The following is a 14,411-nucleotide window of genomic DNA, read 5'->3' as shown; positions in this document are numbered from 1 at the left end:
CCCGTGCGAGGCAAACTGATCTTCGTCGCCGGAGCCGCTGTCGGATTCGTGCTGGGCGCCCGCGCCGGCCACGACCGGTACGAGCAGATCACCGAGAGGGCGTCCAAGGTCTGGAACAGCCGGGCCGTGCAGCGCCAGGTCGCCAAGGGCCAGGACTTCGCCGGTGCCAAGACGGCCGACGGCGTGGACGCCGTCGTCACCGGCATCACCCGGGGCATCTTCAAGGCCTTCGGCGGCGGCCGCAAGAAATGACCGACTCGACGCGCAGCGACAAGGTGCGGCACAAGACCAGGCCGCGGTCGCTCTTCGCCCTGGTGCAGGACGTCCCGACGCTGGTCACCGACCTGGTCAAGGGCGAGTTGGCCCTGCTCAAGTACGAGGTCATCGGCACGCTCAAGGCCTTCGGCATCGGTGCCGGCTTCCTGGTCGGGGCCCTGGTCTTCGTCTTCGCGATGCTCGGCGTCCTCCTGACCGGCATCGTCCTGCTGCTCGCCATCTGGCTTCCCGGCTGGGCGTCGGCCCTCATCGTCGCCGGCGTGCTGTTGCTCGTCGCCGCCCTGCTCGCGTTCCTCGGGTACAAGGCGATCAAGAAGGGGCTCCCGGCGGTCCCCGAGAAGACCATCGCGAGCCTCAAGGCCGACCTCAAGGCCGTCAAGGGCGTGGGGTCGATCCCCGGCGCCCGCCTCGACGAGCGCTGACGCGCCTCCTCGACACCCCCACCCTTCCCGTTCCCGACAGGAGCACCGTGAGCGACAGCAGCGACATCCAGGCCCACATCGACCGCACGCGCGCCGAGCTCGCCGCGACCCTCAACGAACTCGAGGACAAGCTGAACGTGCCCAAGCAGTTGGGCATCGCCGGGCACCGCGCCAAGGCCTCGTTCGACCGCGACAAGACCCCGTGGCTCGCCGCCGCCGGGGCAGGAGCGTTGGCCGTCGCGGGCGTCGTCGTCGCGGTCGTCAAGCGCCGCTGACCGCTCGCCCGGCTCGCCGGTCGGCTCGACCGCCGGCGGGCACCGGGTGCCGTTCGCTCGACCGGGAGCAACCTGGTTGGGCTCCCAGCGTGCCGAGAGGGAGAATGGCTGCATGAGTTCCAGCGCCGACGCGGCAGCGCCCGTACTGCCGACGTCCGATTCATCCGCCGCACCCGTCCAGACCGAGTCCGACGACGCCGCGGCGAGCACACCGCCACCCGTCGAACGCCTCGGCTACACGCTCTGGGCCGTGCTGCGACGCGACCCGCAGAACCCCTACGCCCCCGAGCTCGACGACGTCCCGCAGCTCGACGCGGTCGTCGACGCCCTGGCGGGTCTCGGCGTGACCGTCCGTGGCTTCTACGACGTCAGCGCCCTGCGGGCCGACGCCGACATCATGATCTGGCTGCACGGCGAGGTGCCCGAGGCCGTCCAGTCGGCCTACCGGCAGCTGTTGCGCACCGACGTGCTGGGCGGCCTGCTGCCCACCTGGAACGCCATGGGCATGCACCGCGAGGCCGAGTTCTCGCGCAACCACAGCCCGGCCTTCATGCGGGGCAAGGCACCCGAGACCTGGTTGACGGTGTACCCGTTCGTGCGCAGCTACGAGTGGTACCTGCTGCCCGAGGCCGAGCGCCGTCAGATGCTCGCCGAGCACGGCAAGCAGGGCTCCGAGCACCGCGCGGTGCTGACGAACACCGTCGCCAGCTTCTCGCTCGGCGACTACGAGTGGATCCTCGCCCTCGAGGCTCCCGAGCTCGTCCAACTGGTCGACCTCATGCGCGACCTGCGCTACACCGAGGCCCGCCGCCACGTCCGCGAAGAGATCCCGTTCTTCACGGGCCGACGCATCCCCACCACCGACATCATCGAGGTCTTGTCGTGACCGACACCAGCAACATCACCAACGGGCAGCTCGTCCGCAACGCCACCCCCGCCGCGGCCTCCGGCCCCGAGCACGTCTCCGAGCCGACCGACTACGACGCCATCCTGCTGGCCGGCTTCGGCGGACCCGAGGGGCAGGACGACGTCATCCCGTTCCTGCGCAACGTCACGCGCGGTCGGGGCATCCCCGAAGAGCGGCTCGAAGAGGTCGCGACGCACTACCGCCACTTCGGCGGCGTCAGCCCGATCAACGAGCACAACCGCGAGCTCAAGGCCGCCCTCGAGGCCGAGCTCGAGCGTCGCGGCATCGACCTGCCGGTCATCTGGGGCAACCGCAACTGGCAGCCCTACATGGCCGACGCCGTGCGCGAGGCCGACGAGCGCGGGTTCCGCAAGCTCATCGCGGTCGCGACCAGCGCCTACTCGTCCTACAGCTCGTGCCGCCAGTACCGCGAGGACTTCGCCATGGCGCTCGACGCCACCGGCCTCGAGGGCACCATGCAGATCGACAAGGTCCGCCAGTTCTTCGACCACCCCGGTTTCGTCCAGCCGTTCATCGACGGCGTGCGCGACGCGCTCGTCGCGGCTCGCGCCGAGAACGAGGGGCTCGACCTCGCGACCGAGGTCCAGGTGCTCTTCGCGACGCACTCGATCCCGTCGACCGACGCGGCCAAGAGCGGCCCCCAGGCGCGCGGCTTCGACGCCGACGGCGCCTACGCCGCCCAGCACAAGGCCGTCGCCGAGGTCGTCATGGCCGCGGCCGAGGCCGCCCTCGACCTCGACCTGCCCGAAGGGGGCGGCACCACCGTCCCCTGGCAGCTCGTCTACCAGTCGCGCAGCGGCCCGCCCTCGATGCCATGGCTCGAGCCCGACATCAACGACGCCATCGACGACCTGGCCGGCGGTCCGACCCGCGCCGTCGTCATCGTGCCGCTCGGGTTCGTCAGCGACCACATGGAGGTCATGTGGGACCTCGACAACGAGGCGATGGAGACCAGCGAGAAGAACGGTTTCTGGGCGACGCGCACCCCGACGCCGGGCATCGACCCGAACTACGTCACCGGGCTCGTCGACCTCGTGCTCGAGCGTCGTGACGGCGTCCCCGCCGAGGACCGCCCCCACGTGACCGACCTCGGGCCCTGGTACGACGTCTGCCGTCCCGGCTGCTGCGAGAACGTGCGACTGGGCTTCAAGCCCGCCTTGTCCGGCCTGGTCCCCTGACCCCGTGGCGACCATCCGCATCGGAACTCGGGGCAGCGCGCTGGCCGTCGCCCAGTCGACCACCGTCGCCGACCGCATCGCGGCCGCGACCGGCCACGACGTCGAACTCGTCCGCATCAAGACCGAGGGGGACCGCTCGCAGGGCACCGGCGAGTCGCTGGCGTCGCTCGGGGGCACCGGCGTGTTCGCCAGCGCCCTGCGCGAAGCGCTCCTCGCGGACGAGTGCGACGCCCTCGTGCACTCGCTCAAAGACCTCCCCACCGCCACGCACCCCGGTCTCGTCATCGGGGCGACGCCCGGTCGGGCGGATGCCCGCGACGCCCTCTGCGCGCGCGACGGGCTGACCCTCGAAGGACTGCCCCAGGGTGCCCGCGTCGGCACGGGATCGCCGCGTCGTGCTGCCCAGCTGCTCTCGCGACGTCCCGACCTCGAGGTCGTCGACATCCGCGGCAACGTCGACACGCGGCTCGGTCGCGTCGGCGTCGACCTCGACGCCGTCCTGCTCAGCGCGGCGGGTCTCGGCCGCCTGGGACGCCTCGACGCCGCGACCGAACTGCTGGGGCTCGGCTTCTGGCCCAGTGCGCCCGGCCAGGGCTCGCTCGCCGTCGAGGTCCGCGAAGGCGACCCCGACGAGGCACTCGCCCGCGGACTGGCCGCCATCGAGGACGAAGAGACCCGCCTCGTGGTGACGGCCGAGCGAGCCGTGCTGGCCGGGCTCGAGGCCGGTTGCGCGGCACCCGTCGGTGCCAGTGCCGTCGTCGACGCCGGGTTGCTGCTGCTCAGCGCGACCGTCTACAGCCCCGACGGCGGCCGTCGCCTCAGCTCGTCGCACGCCGTCTCCCTCGACGACGGTCCCCTCGTCGCGCGCCTCGCCGACGTCCACGAGGTCGCCGGCCGTGTCGTCGACGAGCTGCTCGACTCCGGTGCGGCCGAGTTCGCCCCGTTGGGCGGCGGACCGGCCGGCGGTGACCCCCTGGGCAGCGCCACGTGACCGCCGACAAGCCGCTCAAGGGCGTGCGCGTCCTGGTGCCGCGCGGTGGCAAGTGGGGCGACGGGGTCGCGGCCTCGCTCCGGTCGCGCGGTGCCGCCCCGGTGATCGCCCCCCTCATCAACTTCGCCCCGGCCGAGACGCCCGAGCTGCTCGCCGCGGCCCTGGCCCGCCTCGAGTCCGGCGTCTACGAGTGGCTCGTCGTCACGAGTGCCACCACGGTCGACGTCCTGGTCGGCAACGGCATCCGGCCCCCTGCCTCGACCCGGGTCGCCGCGGTCGGCGAGACCACCGCCGCCGCCCTGAGCCTGGCGGGCATCCGCGTCGACTTCGTCCCCGAGGGCGACAACTCGGCCCGCGGACTCGTGAAGGAGTGGCCGGCCGACGAGGTCACCGGTCGCGTGCTCGTCCCGCAGTCCGACCTCGCCGAGCCGACACTCGTCGCCGGACTGTCGGCCCGCGGGTTCGACGCCGAGTTCGTCTCGGCGTACCGCACGGTGGGCGTTCCCGTCTCGGCCGAGGTGCGCGACGGCGTCGCCGACGGCTCGATCGGCGTCCTCCTCGTGACCTCGGGCAGCGTCGCCCGCCAGATCGCCGCCCAGCTGGCGCCCCTGCCCCCGCAGACCCTCGTCGCGTGCATCGGCCCGCGCACCGCCTTCGACGCCCGTGCCGCGGGGCTGCCCGTGCACCTGATCGCCGAGACCCGATCGGCGGCCGCCCTCGTCGAGGCCGTGGTGGACCACGCCCTCGACGGCCCGTCCGCCGGAACGCCCCCCACCGAGAAGGACTGATGTCCGAATTCCCCCGAGTGCGGCCCCGCCGCCTCCGCGCCACCCCCGCCCTGCGTCGTCTGACCGCCGAGACGCGCCTGCACCCCGCCGACCTCGTCCTGCCGATGTTCGTCCGCGAGGGCATCGACGAGCCCACCCCGATCTCGTCCATGCCGGGCGTCGTCCACCACAGCCTGTCGAGCCTGCCCCGGGCCGTCGAGCAGGCCGCCGAGGCCGGTGTGGGCGGCGTCATGCTCTTCGGGGTGCCCCTCGAGAAGGACGCCGTCGGGTCGGGCGCGACCGACCCCGAGGGCATCCTCAACGTGGCCACCCGCGTGGCCGTCGACGCCGCCCAGGGCGCGCTGGTCGTGCAGACCGACCTCTGCCTCGACGAGTTCACCGACCACGGCCACTGCGGCGTCCTCGCCGCCGACGGCTCGGTCGACAACGACGCCACCCTGGTCCGCTACGACGAGATGGCGGTCGTCCAGGCCGAGGCCGGGTCCCAGCTGATCGGCATGAGCGGCATGATGGACGGTCAGATCGGCTCGGCCCGCGACGCCCTCGACGCGGCCGGCTTCGGCGGCACGGCACTGCTCGCCTACGCCGCCAAGTACGCGTCGGCCTTCTACGGCCCCTTCCGCGAGGCCGTCCAGTCGACGCTGGTCGGAGACCGCCGCACGTACCAGATGGACGCCGCCAACGGGCGCGAGGGCCTGCGCGAGGTCGACCTCGACATCGCCGAGGGTGCCGACGTCGTCATGGTCAAGCCGGCGATGAGCTACCTCGACGTCCTCGCCGAGACGGCCGCGACGAGCACCGTCCCGGTGTGGGCGTACCAGATCAGCGGTGAGTACGCGATGATCCACGCGGCCGCCGCGAACGGCTGGATCGACCTCGACGCGGCCTCGTACGAGAGCGTCCTGTCGATCAAGCGGGCGGGTGCGGACGCGATCCTGACGTACTGGGCCACCGAACTGGCCACGCGCCTCCAGAAGGAGCGGTTCTGATGACCGAGCAGAGCAACGACACCTACTTCACCCGGGCCAAGCGGTCCATTCCGGGCGGCGTCAACTCGCCCGTCCGTGCGTACGGCTCCGTCGGCGGGACGCCACGGTTCCTCGTGGGTGCCAAGGGCGCCTACGTCACCGACGCCGAGGGACGCGACTACGTCGACCTCGTCGCCTCGTGGGGTCCGGCGATCCTCGGGCACACCCACCCCGAGGTGCTCGAGGCCGTCCAGCAGGCGGCCTCGCGCGGTCTGTCGTTCGGGGCGTCGACGCCCGCCGAGACCGAACTCGCCGAGCTGGTCCGCGAACGCGTCGCCGTCGGCGACCAGCGACCGATCGGCAAGCTGCGCATGGTGTCCACCGGCACCGAGGCGACCATGACGGCCATCCGCCTCGCCCGCGGCTACACCGGTCGCGACCTGCTCGTGAAGTTCGCCGGGCACTACCACGGGCACTCCGACTCGCTGCTGGCCGAGGCCGGCTCGGGCGTCGCGACCCTGTCGATGCCCGGCTCGGCCGGCATCACGGCCGAGACCGCCGCCCAGACGCTCGTCCTTCCCTACAACGACCTCGACGCCGTGCGTGCGGCCTTCGACGAGCACGGCCCGCGCATCGCCGCCGTCATCGTCGAGGCCGCCGCCGCCAACATGGGCGTGCTCGCGCCGCAGCGGGGCTTCAACCGCAGCCTGTCCGAGATCACGCGACGCCACGGTTCGCTGCTGATCGTCGACGAGGTGCTCACCGGCTTCCGCGTGGGACGCGCGGGCTGGTGGGGTCTCGAGGCCGCTCGGGTCGTCCCGGACGGCGCCGGGTGGGAGCCCGACCTCATCACGTTCGGCAAGGTCATCGGCGGGGGCATGCCGCTCGCCGCCCTGGGCGGTCGCGCCGAGGTGATGGACTTCCTCGCCCCGCTGGGGCCGGTCTACCAGGCAGGCACGCTCAGCGGCAACCCGGTGGCCGTCGCCGCCGGCATCGCCACGCTGAGGCTCGCCACGCCCGAGGTCTACGCCCGGCTCGACACCGTCGCCGACCAGTTGTCGGCCGGCGTCTCGGCCGCCCTGTCCGCCGAGGGCGTCGAGCACAGCGTCCAGCGCGCCGGGTCGCTCTTCTCGTTCGCCTTCACGCCGACGGCACCGAACGACTACGACGACGTCCGCGCCCAGCAGTCCTGGCGCTACCCGCCGTTCTTCCACGCCATGCTCGACGCCGGGGTCAACCTGCCCCCGTCGGTGTTCGAGGCGTGGTTCGTCACGGCGGCCCACGACGACGACGTGGTGTCGCGCATCCTCGACGCCGTGCCCGCCGCGGCCAAGGCCGCCGCAGCAGCCGAGGCGCCGCACTAGCCACCCCGGCCGGCCCACCGGGGCCGGGCCGGCTGGGCCGGCTCTTTGGCCCGGCCCGGCTCTTCGGCCCGGCCCGGCCCGGCTGGGCCCGGCCCGGCGTGCCGGCACGGCCGGAGGTCAGCGGCGGCGGGCGCGGGCCGACCAGCGGCCGTCGGCCCGATCGACGACGAGCGGGTGGTCGAACGCGCCCGACACGAGCTCGGACGTCAGCACGTCGTCGGCCCGTCCGGTGGCGAAGACCCGGCCGTCGCGCAGCAGCAGGGCGTGCGACGTGCTGCTCGGCAGGTCCTCGAGGTGATGGGTCACCGTCACGGAGGACATCGTGCGGTGGGTCGTGCGCAGCTCGTCGACGGTGTCGAGCAGGTGTTCCCGTGCCGCGACGTCGAGTCCCGTCGCCGGTTCGTCGAGCAGCAGCAGGGCCGGCTGCGACACCAGGGCGCGGGCGATCAGCGCCCGACCGCGTTCGCCCTGGGACAGCACGCTCCACCGTGCCGAGAGGCGGGACGAGAGACCGACGCTCGCGACGAGGTCGACGACCCTCGCCTCCTGCTCGTCGGTGGGAACCCAGCGGGGCGCCGGGTCGCTGCTGCCCGTGAAGCCGGTCAGCGCGACCTCGCGGACGGTGGCGTCGCCGACCATGCGGTGGCGGGGATCGACGTGGCCGATGTGGCGACGCAGTTCGCTCAGCTCGACCCGTCCGAGGCGGCGGCCGAGGACGTCGACCGTGCCCGCGGTCGGGTGGCCGAGCGCACCGCACAACGTCAGCAGCGTCGTCTTGCCGGCTCCGTTGGGGCCGATCAGCGCCCAGTGCTGACCGGAGTCGACGCGCAACGACACGTCGTGCAGCAGATCACGACCGCCCCGGGTCACCCGCGCAGCGACGACGTCGAGCACGGGCGGCACCGGGGCGGCCACGGAGGGGGCGACGGTCACGCGCGGTAGACGCCCGCCTCGCGCACCTGGTCGAACAGGCCCTGCAGGCGTGCGGGCTGCTCGCGCACGACGGCGGCGGCCGCCGCGGCGTCGTCCGCCTTGACGGCGTCGCGGAACGCCACGGTGAAGGCGTGCGCCTGCGGGAAGTCGAAGATGCCGTTGGCCGACGGACGACGCAGGAGCAGCAGGAGGCGCGGGCCGGTGTTCGACCACAGTCGCGTCAGGGACTCGCTGTCGGCCGCGGCCAGCAGGATCTCGTTGGCCCGCACGAGGCCCGCGATGTCTTCTTCCTTCTTCGCCTTGAAGGCCTTGGCCCGGGTGTCGAGGAGGCCGACGACCTCGGCACGCTGAGCCTTGTCGAGCTTGGGCACGGCCCGCTCGACGAAGAGGGACCAGACGGCGTAACCGACGTCGACGGTGTCGACGAACTCGCCGTAGGACGGGTCGACGATGCGCGTGTAGCGGTTGGCCTCGATGTCGACCAGGGCCTGGTCGGCGAGCTTGGCGATCGCCTCGCGGACGGGCGTGCGGGAGACGCCCAGCCAGGCCACGAGCTGGTCGTCGTTCAGGCGCTCACCGAACTCGAGGGTGCCGTCGATGATCGCGGCGAACATCTTGTCGTAGACGACGTCGCGCAACAGGCGGCGCGGGGCGGGCGTCTGGTCGTCGTTCTGGGGGATCGGCATCGGGGGCCTCCGTCGTGTCTGCGGTCAGGTGCCGACGGTCGACGGCGCTCGGCACCGCGGTCGGTCGGTTCGTCGACCCGGCCCTGAACCGGTCGCCGACATGTCGAGCATAAACCCGAGGGCTGAGTACGTATGGGTGATCCGGAGTTCTAGATGTGCGATCCGCCGACGCGCACGACCGTCCGGCCCCGGGTCCGGCCCGCCAGGATCGCCTCGCCGGCGCCCACCACGTCGGCCAGGGCGACCTCGCCGGTCATCGAGTCGAGGAGGTCGAGGTCGAGGTCTCGTGCCAGTCGGTCCCAGGCGCGCCGGCGCAGGTCGAGCGGTGCCTCCACCGAGTCTACGCCGGCCAGGGTCACGCCCCGCAGGATGAACGGCAGCACCGTCGTCGGCAGGTCGGCGCCCTGGGCGAGCCCGCAGGCCGTGACGGTGCCACCCCAGCGGGTCTGGGCCAGGACGGTGGCGAGGGTGTGGCTCCCGACCGAGTCGACGCCGCCGGCCCAGCGGGCCCGCTGCATCGGCTTCCCCGCCCCGGACAGTTCGTCGCGGTCGACCAGGGCCGAGGCCCCGAGCGAGCGGAGGTAGTCGCCTTGCTCGGCGAGGCGACCCGAGGAGGCGCTGACCGAGTACCCGAGGCGGCTCAACACCGCGATCGCCACCGACCCGACGCCTCCGGCCGCACCGGTCACCACGACGTCACCGTCGTCGGGGCCGACGTCGCGTTCGAGCCGGAGGACGCTCAGCATCGCCGTGAAACCCGCCGTGCCGATGGCGGCGGCGCGCCGCCCGTCGATGCCCGGGGGGACCAGGACGGCGCTGCCCGGGTCGACCACGACGCGTTCGGCGAAGCCGCCCGCCTTCGTCTCGCCGTGGCCCGCACCGTTGACCAGCACCTCGTCGCCCGGTGCGAAACGTGACGACCCCGAGGACGCCACGACGCCGACCAGGTCGATGCCGGGCACGAGAGGATCGACCCGGGCGACCCCGGGGTCACCGCGCAGGGCGAGACCGTCCTTGTAGTTGACGCCGGACCAGGTGACGTCGACGACGACGTCACCTGGTCCGGCGACCGGCTCGTCGAGCTCTCGGAGCTCGGCGGCCCTGCCCTTCTCGACCACGATCGCACGCATGCGACCGAGGTTACGCGGGTGCGGTCAGACGCGATCGACGGGGCCGGACGCCCCCGCCTTGCCCCCGAGGAACCCGCCCAGCGCACTGACGAGGTCGAGTCCCGTCGTGGCCTTCACGACGTCCTGCAGCTGCGTCATGTTGTTGGCGACCGACTTGGTCAGCTCGTTGGCACCGTCGGTCGACACCACCGTCAGGGCGTCGATGTTGCCCATCGGCGCCGCCATCTCGCGGGCGATCTCGGGCAGGCGCGAGATGACCTGCGAGGCGAGTGCCGCCTGGCCGAACTTGCCCTGAGCCTCGGCCAGCGCGTCCACGGCCTCGGCCTCGGCGAGACCCTTGGCCTTGATCGCCGCGGCCTCGGCGCGACCGGCGGCCTCGACGGCCGCGGCCTCGTTCTCGGCCGCGTTGCGGGCGGCGTCGGCGAGCTGGGTGCGGCGGAACGCCTCGGCCTCGACGGCGGCGTTGGCGGCGTCGCGCTCGGCCTCGGCGTTCTGCACGGACGCGTAGGCCGCGGCCTCGGCGGGCTGGCGCACCTCGATGTTGAGTCGCTCCTGGTTGACCTTGGCCTGCTCGGCCACGGCGATGCTCTCTTGTTCGGCGACCAGCTTGTCTTGCATGGCCCGGGCGAGCTCACCGGCGGCGGCGGCCTCGGCCTGGGCCCGGTCGGTCTCGGCCTTGATCTGGGCCTGGCGGACGTCGAGCTGCAGCTGACGCTCGGCAGTCTGCTGCGTGTTGCCGATGCGGGCCAGGGCGGCGATGCGCTCGGCCTCGGCCTCGGCCACGTCGGCGTTCTGCTTGGCGACGGCCGCCTCGGCGCGACCACGGTCGGCGAGGTAGGTGCTGCCCGGCGTCTCGATCTCGCGGATGTTCATGGTCTCGATCTGGAGGCCGAGCTCGGCGAGCTCGCCCTTCGTCTCGTTCACGGCGTCGGCCGCGAGGCGCGAGAAGTTCTTGACCAGGTCGTCGACCGGCTGGCCGCCGATGAGACCGCGGATCGACCCCTCGAGCGACTGCTGCACGATGACCGGGAGCTGCTGCTGCTGCAGCAGGTAGCGCTGGGCCGCGCGGCGCACCCCGTCTTCGGTGCCGGTCACCTTGAAGTTGACCGTGGCCTTCACGGCGGTGCGGATGTAGTTGGCGTCGATCGCCTGCACCTCGACCGGGGTCTGGTACTGCTCGAGCGACAGTTTGAAGCCCTCTTGGAAGATCGGCCAGACGAAGGTGCGGCCACCGATGATGACCTTCTGCGGGCTGGAGATGCCGCCGCCCTCGGACCGTTCGGCGCCACGGCCGACCACGATCAGGGCCTCGTTCGGCGGGACGCGTCGGACGCGGCTGGCGACGAACGACAGCAGGGCGAGCACGATGACGACGGCGACGACGATGGCGACGACGCTGACGTTGGAGGAGATGAAGTCCACGGGGCTTCCTTTCAGTTGGTCTGGGGATCACGTGACGCGGAGGTCTCGCCGGCGTCGAGCGCCTCGACCTGCACGCGCGGGCCGTTCTCGGCCACGACGCGGACGCGGACGCCGCGCTCGATGCGCGCGTCGCTGGTCGCGAGCCGCCGCTCGAGCTCGCGGACGTCGTCGAGCCGGACCTCGCCGCCGGCCGGGCCGGTGGCCTCGGTCGTGACGCCGACGAACCCGACGGGCGACCAGTGACCCCCGCTCTCGCGGCGCGTCACGCGGCGGACGACGAGCTGGATCAGCACGAGGGCGACGAGGGCCATGCCGACGGCGACGGCGTAGGTCCACCCCGCGGCGAGGTCGGTCTGCGACGTGACGACCCCGGCGAGCCCGAAGATGGCCAGGGCCGCGCCCAGGGCGACGCCCGAGACGAGCCCGTCGCCGATGTCGACGACGTCGAGCAGGTCGCCCACGACGATGCTGACGAGCAGGAGCAGGAGTCCGATCGCCCCCACCACGATGAACGTGATCATGCGTCGAGCCTGTCAGACTCCGGCCGGGTGCACATCGCCTGTGCGACGGACCCCGCGCCACCGCCCACCGGCGGCCGCCCCTCAGCCGAAGAGGATCGCGGCCTCGTCGTAGCGGTGCTGCGGGACGACCTTGAGGCTGTCGAGGGCCTCCTCGAACGAGACGTGGACGATCTCGGTGCCCCGCAGGGCGACCATGCGCCCCCAGCGACCCTCGACCACCGCGTCGCTCGCCGCCATGCCGAGTCGCGTGGCGAGCACGCGGTCGTAGGACGTGGGCGTACCGCCGCGTTGGATGTGCCCCAACGTCGTGGCGCGGGTCTCGATGCCCGTGCGCTCCTCGATGACGGGGGCGAGTCGCTCGCCGATCCCGCCGAGGCGCGGGCGGCCGAAGGCGTCCAGGCCGCGCTCGGAGTGCACGTCGCTCTCGTGGTCGGGTACGAAGCCCTCGGCGACGACCACCAGCGGTGCGCGACCCCGGTCGTAGGCCGACTGCACCCATTCGACGATCTGGTCCATGCTGGTCGCCTGCTCGGGGATGAGGATCGCGTGGGCACCGGCGGCCATGCCCGAGTGCAGGGCGATCCAGCCCACGTGCCGGCCCATGACCTCGGCGACCATGCAGCGGCTGTGCGAGTCGCCGGTGGTGCGCAGGCGGTCCATGGCGTCGGTGGCGATCTGGACCGCGGTGTCGAAGCCGAAGGTGTAGTCGGTCGCCCCGAGGTCGTTGTCGACGGTCTTGGGCACGCCGACGATCTTGAGCCCCGCGTCCGTCAGGCGCTTGGCGGCGGCCAGGGTGCCCTCGCCGCCGATGGCGATCATGGCGTCGATGCCGAAGCGCTCCATGTTCTCGGCGATGCGGTCGACGCCGCCGTCGCCCTCGAACGGGTTCGTGCGGCTCGTCCCGAGGATCGTGCCGCCCTGTTTCGCGATGCCCTGGATCTCTTTGCGGGTGAGGGGCATCACGTCGCCGTCGACGACGCCTCGCCAGCCGTCGCGGAAGCCGACGAACTCTTGTCCGTGGATCTGCGTGCCCTTGAGCACGGCACCGCGGATGACCGCGTTGAGACCGGGGCAGTCGCCACCGCTGGTGAGGATTCCGATTCGCATCGAGGGGCTCCATCGCATCGAAGGGCCCGATCGACGGGCCGAGGTCGAGACCCATCATGGACCACGAGGAGGCGCGGCACCTGTCCACGGGCCCGGTCACCGCCCTGCCGGTCGCGCAGGCGGCCGTACTACCCTCGCCTGCATGAGCAACGAGCAGCCGGGGCGTCCGCCGTCGCCGTGGGCCCGGTTCGCCCGGCCCGCGCCGACCGAGCCCGACCGGGGCGAGTTCCCGTTCGGTCCGCCTCGCCCGGTGCACCCCGAGGCGGGCGTGGCCGACCGCGGTTGGCCGCTCGACCCCTCCGGCGCATCGTCGATGCCCGCCGCGCGACAGCAGCAGCCGTTCTTCCCCCAGCCCGCGGCGTCGCAGCCCCTCGCGTCGCAGCCCGTCGGCCAGCAGGCCGCCGCGCCGACGTGGGACTCCGACGGTCGTCAGGTCTGGGCGCCGCCGCCCGGTCCCGTGCCCGAGACCGGCTCCGCACCCGGCGCCCGGGCCGAGAACGCAGGCCTCGGCTCGTACTTCTTCCCCGCCGACGACGACTGGTCGTCGGCACCGCCCCGCACCGACGACGAGGGCCGCGGTCTCGCGATCGCGTCGATCGTCTTCGGTGTCTTCTTCGCGCCCCTCGGCCTGGTGTTCGGCATCGTGGCGGCGCGACGCGCTCGGGCCGCCGGCCGCCCGGCCACCCTCGCGCTGACCGGCATGGTCGTCGCCTCGATCGTCATCGTCCTGAGCCTCGTGTACGCGATCGCGGCACTCGACTACTACTCGCAACTCGCGACGACCTGTGCCCAGCTCGGTCCCGGCGACTACGTGAACGGCGACGGTCGGACCGTCACCTGCGGGTGACCGGGGCGGGCACGGACCAGCACGGGGCGCGAGCCACCGGGGGCGCGGGCCGTCGAGGACGACCCGCGCCGCGCCTCCTCGGCTAGAGCGAGACGGTGCCGGTGTCGGCGACGTTCTTCGGGTGTCCGCCGGTCACGGCGGCCTTGGCGTACTTGAACAGGGTGACGGCCTTGGGCTCGTTGCTGACCCAGTACTCGGCCGTGTCGACGTCGACCTCGAGCAGTGCGACGGTCGGGTCCTCGCGGCCCTTGTCGAACCAGGCCTCGGCCCCGGTCGTCCACAGTTCGTCGATCAGCCCGGAGTCCTTGACGATCGAGGCCTTGCCCGCGAGCGACAGGTAGCCCTTGCCGGTCTCGACGGCGACGTTCACCTGCGGGTGCGCCTTGACGTCGTCGACCTTGGGGGAGGGGTCGCGCGTGAAGAAGTACACCTTGCCGTCGAAGTCGCGATCGACGATCGCGAGGGGTCGGCTCACGAGGTGGCCGTGGCTGCTCTGCGTGGTGAGGATGCCGATGCGGCCCGCGTCGAGGACCTCGCCGATCTTCTTGATGTCGTTGGTCTCAGTCATGCCGGGG

The 14,411-nt window shown here is 72.6% G+C and carries 17 protein-coding genes; 10 read left to right on the top strand and 7 right to left on the bottom strand.

From position 1 onward, the window contains the following. Positions 1–3: 3 nt before the first annotated feature. From ASL10_RS02825 to hemL, 9 genes are all read left to right on the top strand, one after another. Positions 4–252 carry a hypothetical protein gene (locus ASL10_RS02825; protein ID WP_157485204.1) on the top strand — a complete coding sequence of 83 codons (249 nt, stop codon included), beginning with the start codon at positions 4–6 and terminating at the stop codon, positions 250–252. After that, the gene (locus tag ASL10_RS02820; RefSeq protein ID WP_054147459.1) at positions 249–698 is read left to right on the top strand and encodes a phage holin family protein; all 450 of its coding nucleotides are present in this window, start codon (positions 249–251) and stop codon (positions 696–698) included. The genes ASL10_RS02825 and ASL10_RS02820 overlap by 4 nt, the downstream gene beginning before the upstream one ends. A gap of 47 nt (positions 699–745) precedes the next feature. Next, on the top strand, positions 746–973 hold the full coding sequence (locus ASL10_RS02815; protein WP_043595223.1) for a DUF3618 domain-containing protein: 228 nt from the start codon (positions 746–748) through the stop codon (positions 971–973). Between the two features lie 112 nt (positions 974–1,085). Further along, a complete protein-coding gene (hemQ, locus tag ASL10_RS02810) occupies positions 1,086–1,859 on the top strand; it encodes a hydrogen peroxide-dependent heme synthase (protein WP_082460100.1) in 774 nt (257 codons plus the stop codon). Beyond that, a complete protein-coding gene (locus tag ASL10_RS02805; protein WP_082460099.1) occupies positions 1,856–3,079 on the top strand; it encodes a ferrochelatase in 1,224 nt (407 codons plus the stop codon). The genes hemQ and ASL10_RS02805 overlap by 4 nt, the downstream gene beginning before the upstream one ends. A gap of 4 nt (positions 3,080–3,083) precedes the next feature. After that, on the top strand, positions 3,084–4,070 hold the full coding sequence (hemC, locus tag ASL10_RS02800; protein ID WP_056044128.1) for a hydroxymethylbilane synthase: 987 nt from the start codon (positions 3,084–3,086) through the stop codon (positions 4,068–4,070). After that, the gene (locus ASL10_RS02795; RefSeq protein WP_043595220.1) at positions 4,067–4,858 is read left to right on the top strand and encodes a uroporphyrinogen-III synthase; all 792 of its coding nucleotides are present in this window, start codon (positions 4,067–4,069) and stop codon (positions 4,856–4,858) included. The genes hemC and ASL10_RS02795 overlap by 4 nt, the downstream gene beginning before the upstream one ends. Further along, positions 4,858–5,847, top strand: a complete 990-nt coding sequence (hemB, locus tag ASL10_RS02790; RefSeq protein WP_056044126.1) for a porphobilinogen synthase — start codon at positions 4,858–4,860, stop codon at positions 5,845–5,847. The genes ASL10_RS02795 and hemB overlap by 1 nt, the downstream gene beginning before the upstream one ends. After that, positions 5,847–7,190, top strand: a complete 1,344-nt coding sequence (gene hemL, locus ASL10_RS02785) for a glutamate-1-semialdehyde 2,1-aminomutase (protein WP_056044125.1) — start codon at positions 5,847–5,849, stop codon at positions 7,188–7,190. The genes hemB and hemL overlap by 1 nt, the downstream gene beginning before the upstream one ends. Before the next feature lie 117 nt (positions 7,191–7,307). Here hemL and ASL10_RS02780 read toward each other — a convergent pair whose 3' ends face one another. The 6 genes from ASL10_RS02780 to ASL10_RS02755 form a co-directional block, all read right to left on the bottom strand. Further along, entirely contained in the window at positions 7,308–8,123 is an 816-nt protein-coding gene (locus tag ASL10_RS02780; protein ID WP_235452324.1) for an ABC transporter ATP-binding protein, read from the bottom strand. Next, entirely contained in the window at positions 8,120–8,809 is a 690-nt protein-coding gene (locus tag ASL10_RS16475) for a GntR family transcriptional regulator (protein WP_056044123.1), read from the bottom strand. Before ASL10_RS16475 ends, ASL10_RS02780 begins: the two co-directional genes overlap by 4 nt. A 149-nt stretch (positions 8,810–8,958) precedes the next feature. After that, positions 8,959–9,939, bottom strand: a complete 981-nt coding sequence (locus ASL10_RS02770) for an MDR family oxidoreductase (RefSeq protein ID WP_056044122.1) — start codon at positions 9,937–9,939, stop codon at positions 8,959–8,961. 24 nt (positions 9,940–9,963) lie between these two features. After that, positions 9,964–11,361, bottom strand: coding sequence for an SPFH domain-containing protein (locus ASL10_RS02765; protein ID WP_056044120.1), 1,398 nt, complete (start codon positions 11,359–11,361; stop codon positions 9,964–9,966). A gap of 11 nt (positions 11,362–11,372) precedes the next feature. Further along, complete coding sequence (locus tag ASL10_RS02760; protein WP_056044118.1) at positions 11,373–11,882, bottom strand: hypothetical protein; 510 nt, start codon at positions 11,880–11,882, stop codon at positions 11,373–11,375. 81 nt (positions 11,883–11,963) lie between these two features. Beyond that, on the bottom strand, positions 11,964–12,989 hold the full coding sequence (locus ASL10_RS02755) for a 6-phosphofructokinase (protein ID WP_056044114.1): 1,026 nt from the start codon (positions 12,987–12,989) through the stop codon (positions 11,964–11,966). 142 nt (positions 12,990–13,131) lie between these two features. Between ASL10_RS02755 and ASL10_RS02750 the strand changes: the two genes are divergently transcribed. Beyond that, positions 13,132–13,836: a hypothetical protein gene (locus tag ASL10_RS02750; protein WP_056044112.1), complete on the top strand. Its 705-nt coding sequence runs from the start codon at positions 13,132–13,134 to the stop codon at positions 13,834–13,836. A gap of 82 nt (positions 13,837–13,918) precedes the next feature. Here ASL10_RS02750 and ASL10_RS02745 read toward each other — a convergent pair whose 3' ends face one another. Beyond that, on the bottom strand, positions 13,919–14,404 hold the full coding sequence (locus tag ASL10_RS02745; protein WP_056044110.1) for a pyridoxamine 5'-phosphate oxidase family protein: 486 nt from the start codon (positions 14,402–14,404) through the stop codon (positions 13,919–13,921). Between the last annotated feature and the right edge of the window lie 7 nt (positions 14,405–14,411).

This window comes from Frigoribacterium sp. Leaf8 (genome assembly GCF_001421165.1).
Lineage (GTDB): Bacteria > Actinomycetota > Actinomycetes > Actinomycetales > Microbacteriaceae > Frigoribacterium.
This window is presented reverse-complemented; position numbering and strand designations above follow the sequence as displayed.

What these genes read in the sequence shown, in the direction of transcription:
- ASL10_RS02820 (WP_054147459.1), top strand. Translation starts at nt 249, where the DNA reads ATGACCGACTCGACGCGCAGCGACAAGGTGCGGCACAAGACCAGGCCG.
- hemQ (WP_082460100.1), top strand. Translation starts at nt 1,086, where the DNA reads ATGAGTTCCAGCGCCGACGCGGCAGCGCCCGTACTGCCGACGTCCGAT.
- hemB (WP_056044126.1), top strand. Translation starts at nt 4,858, where the DNA reads ATGTCCGAATTCCCCCGAGTGCGGCCCCGCCGCCTCCGCGCCACCCCC.
- hemL (WP_056044125.1), top strand. Translation starts at nt 5,847, where the DNA reads ATGACCGAGCAGAGCAACGACACCTACTTCACCCGGGCCAAGCGGTCC.
- ASL10_RS16475 (WP_056044123.1), bottom strand. Translation starts at nt 8,809, where the DNA reads ATGCCGATCCCCCAGAACGACGACCAGACGCCCGCCCCGCGCCGCCTG.
- ASL10_RS02770 (WP_056044122.1), bottom strand. Translation starts at nt 9,939, where the DNA reads ATGCGTGCGATCGTGGTCGAGAAGGGCAGGGCCGCCGAGCTCCGAGAG.
- ASL10_RS02760 (WP_056044118.1), bottom strand. Translation starts at nt 11,882, where the DNA reads ATGATCACGTTCATCGTGGTGGGGGCGATCGGACTCCTGCTCCTGCTC.
- ASL10_RS02755 (WP_056044114.1), bottom strand. Translation starts at nt 12,989, where the DNA reads ATGCGAATCGGAATCCTCACCAGCGGTGGCGACTGCCCCGGTCTCAAC.
- ASL10_RS02750 (WP_056044112.1), top strand. Translation starts at nt 13,132, where the DNA reads ATGAGCAACGAGCAGCCGGGGCGTCCGCCGTCGCCGTGGGCCCGGTTC.
- ASL10_RS02745 (WP_056044110.1), bottom strand. Translation starts at nt 14,404, where the DNA reads ATGACTGAGACCAACGACATCAAGAAGATCGGCGAGGTCCTCGACGCG.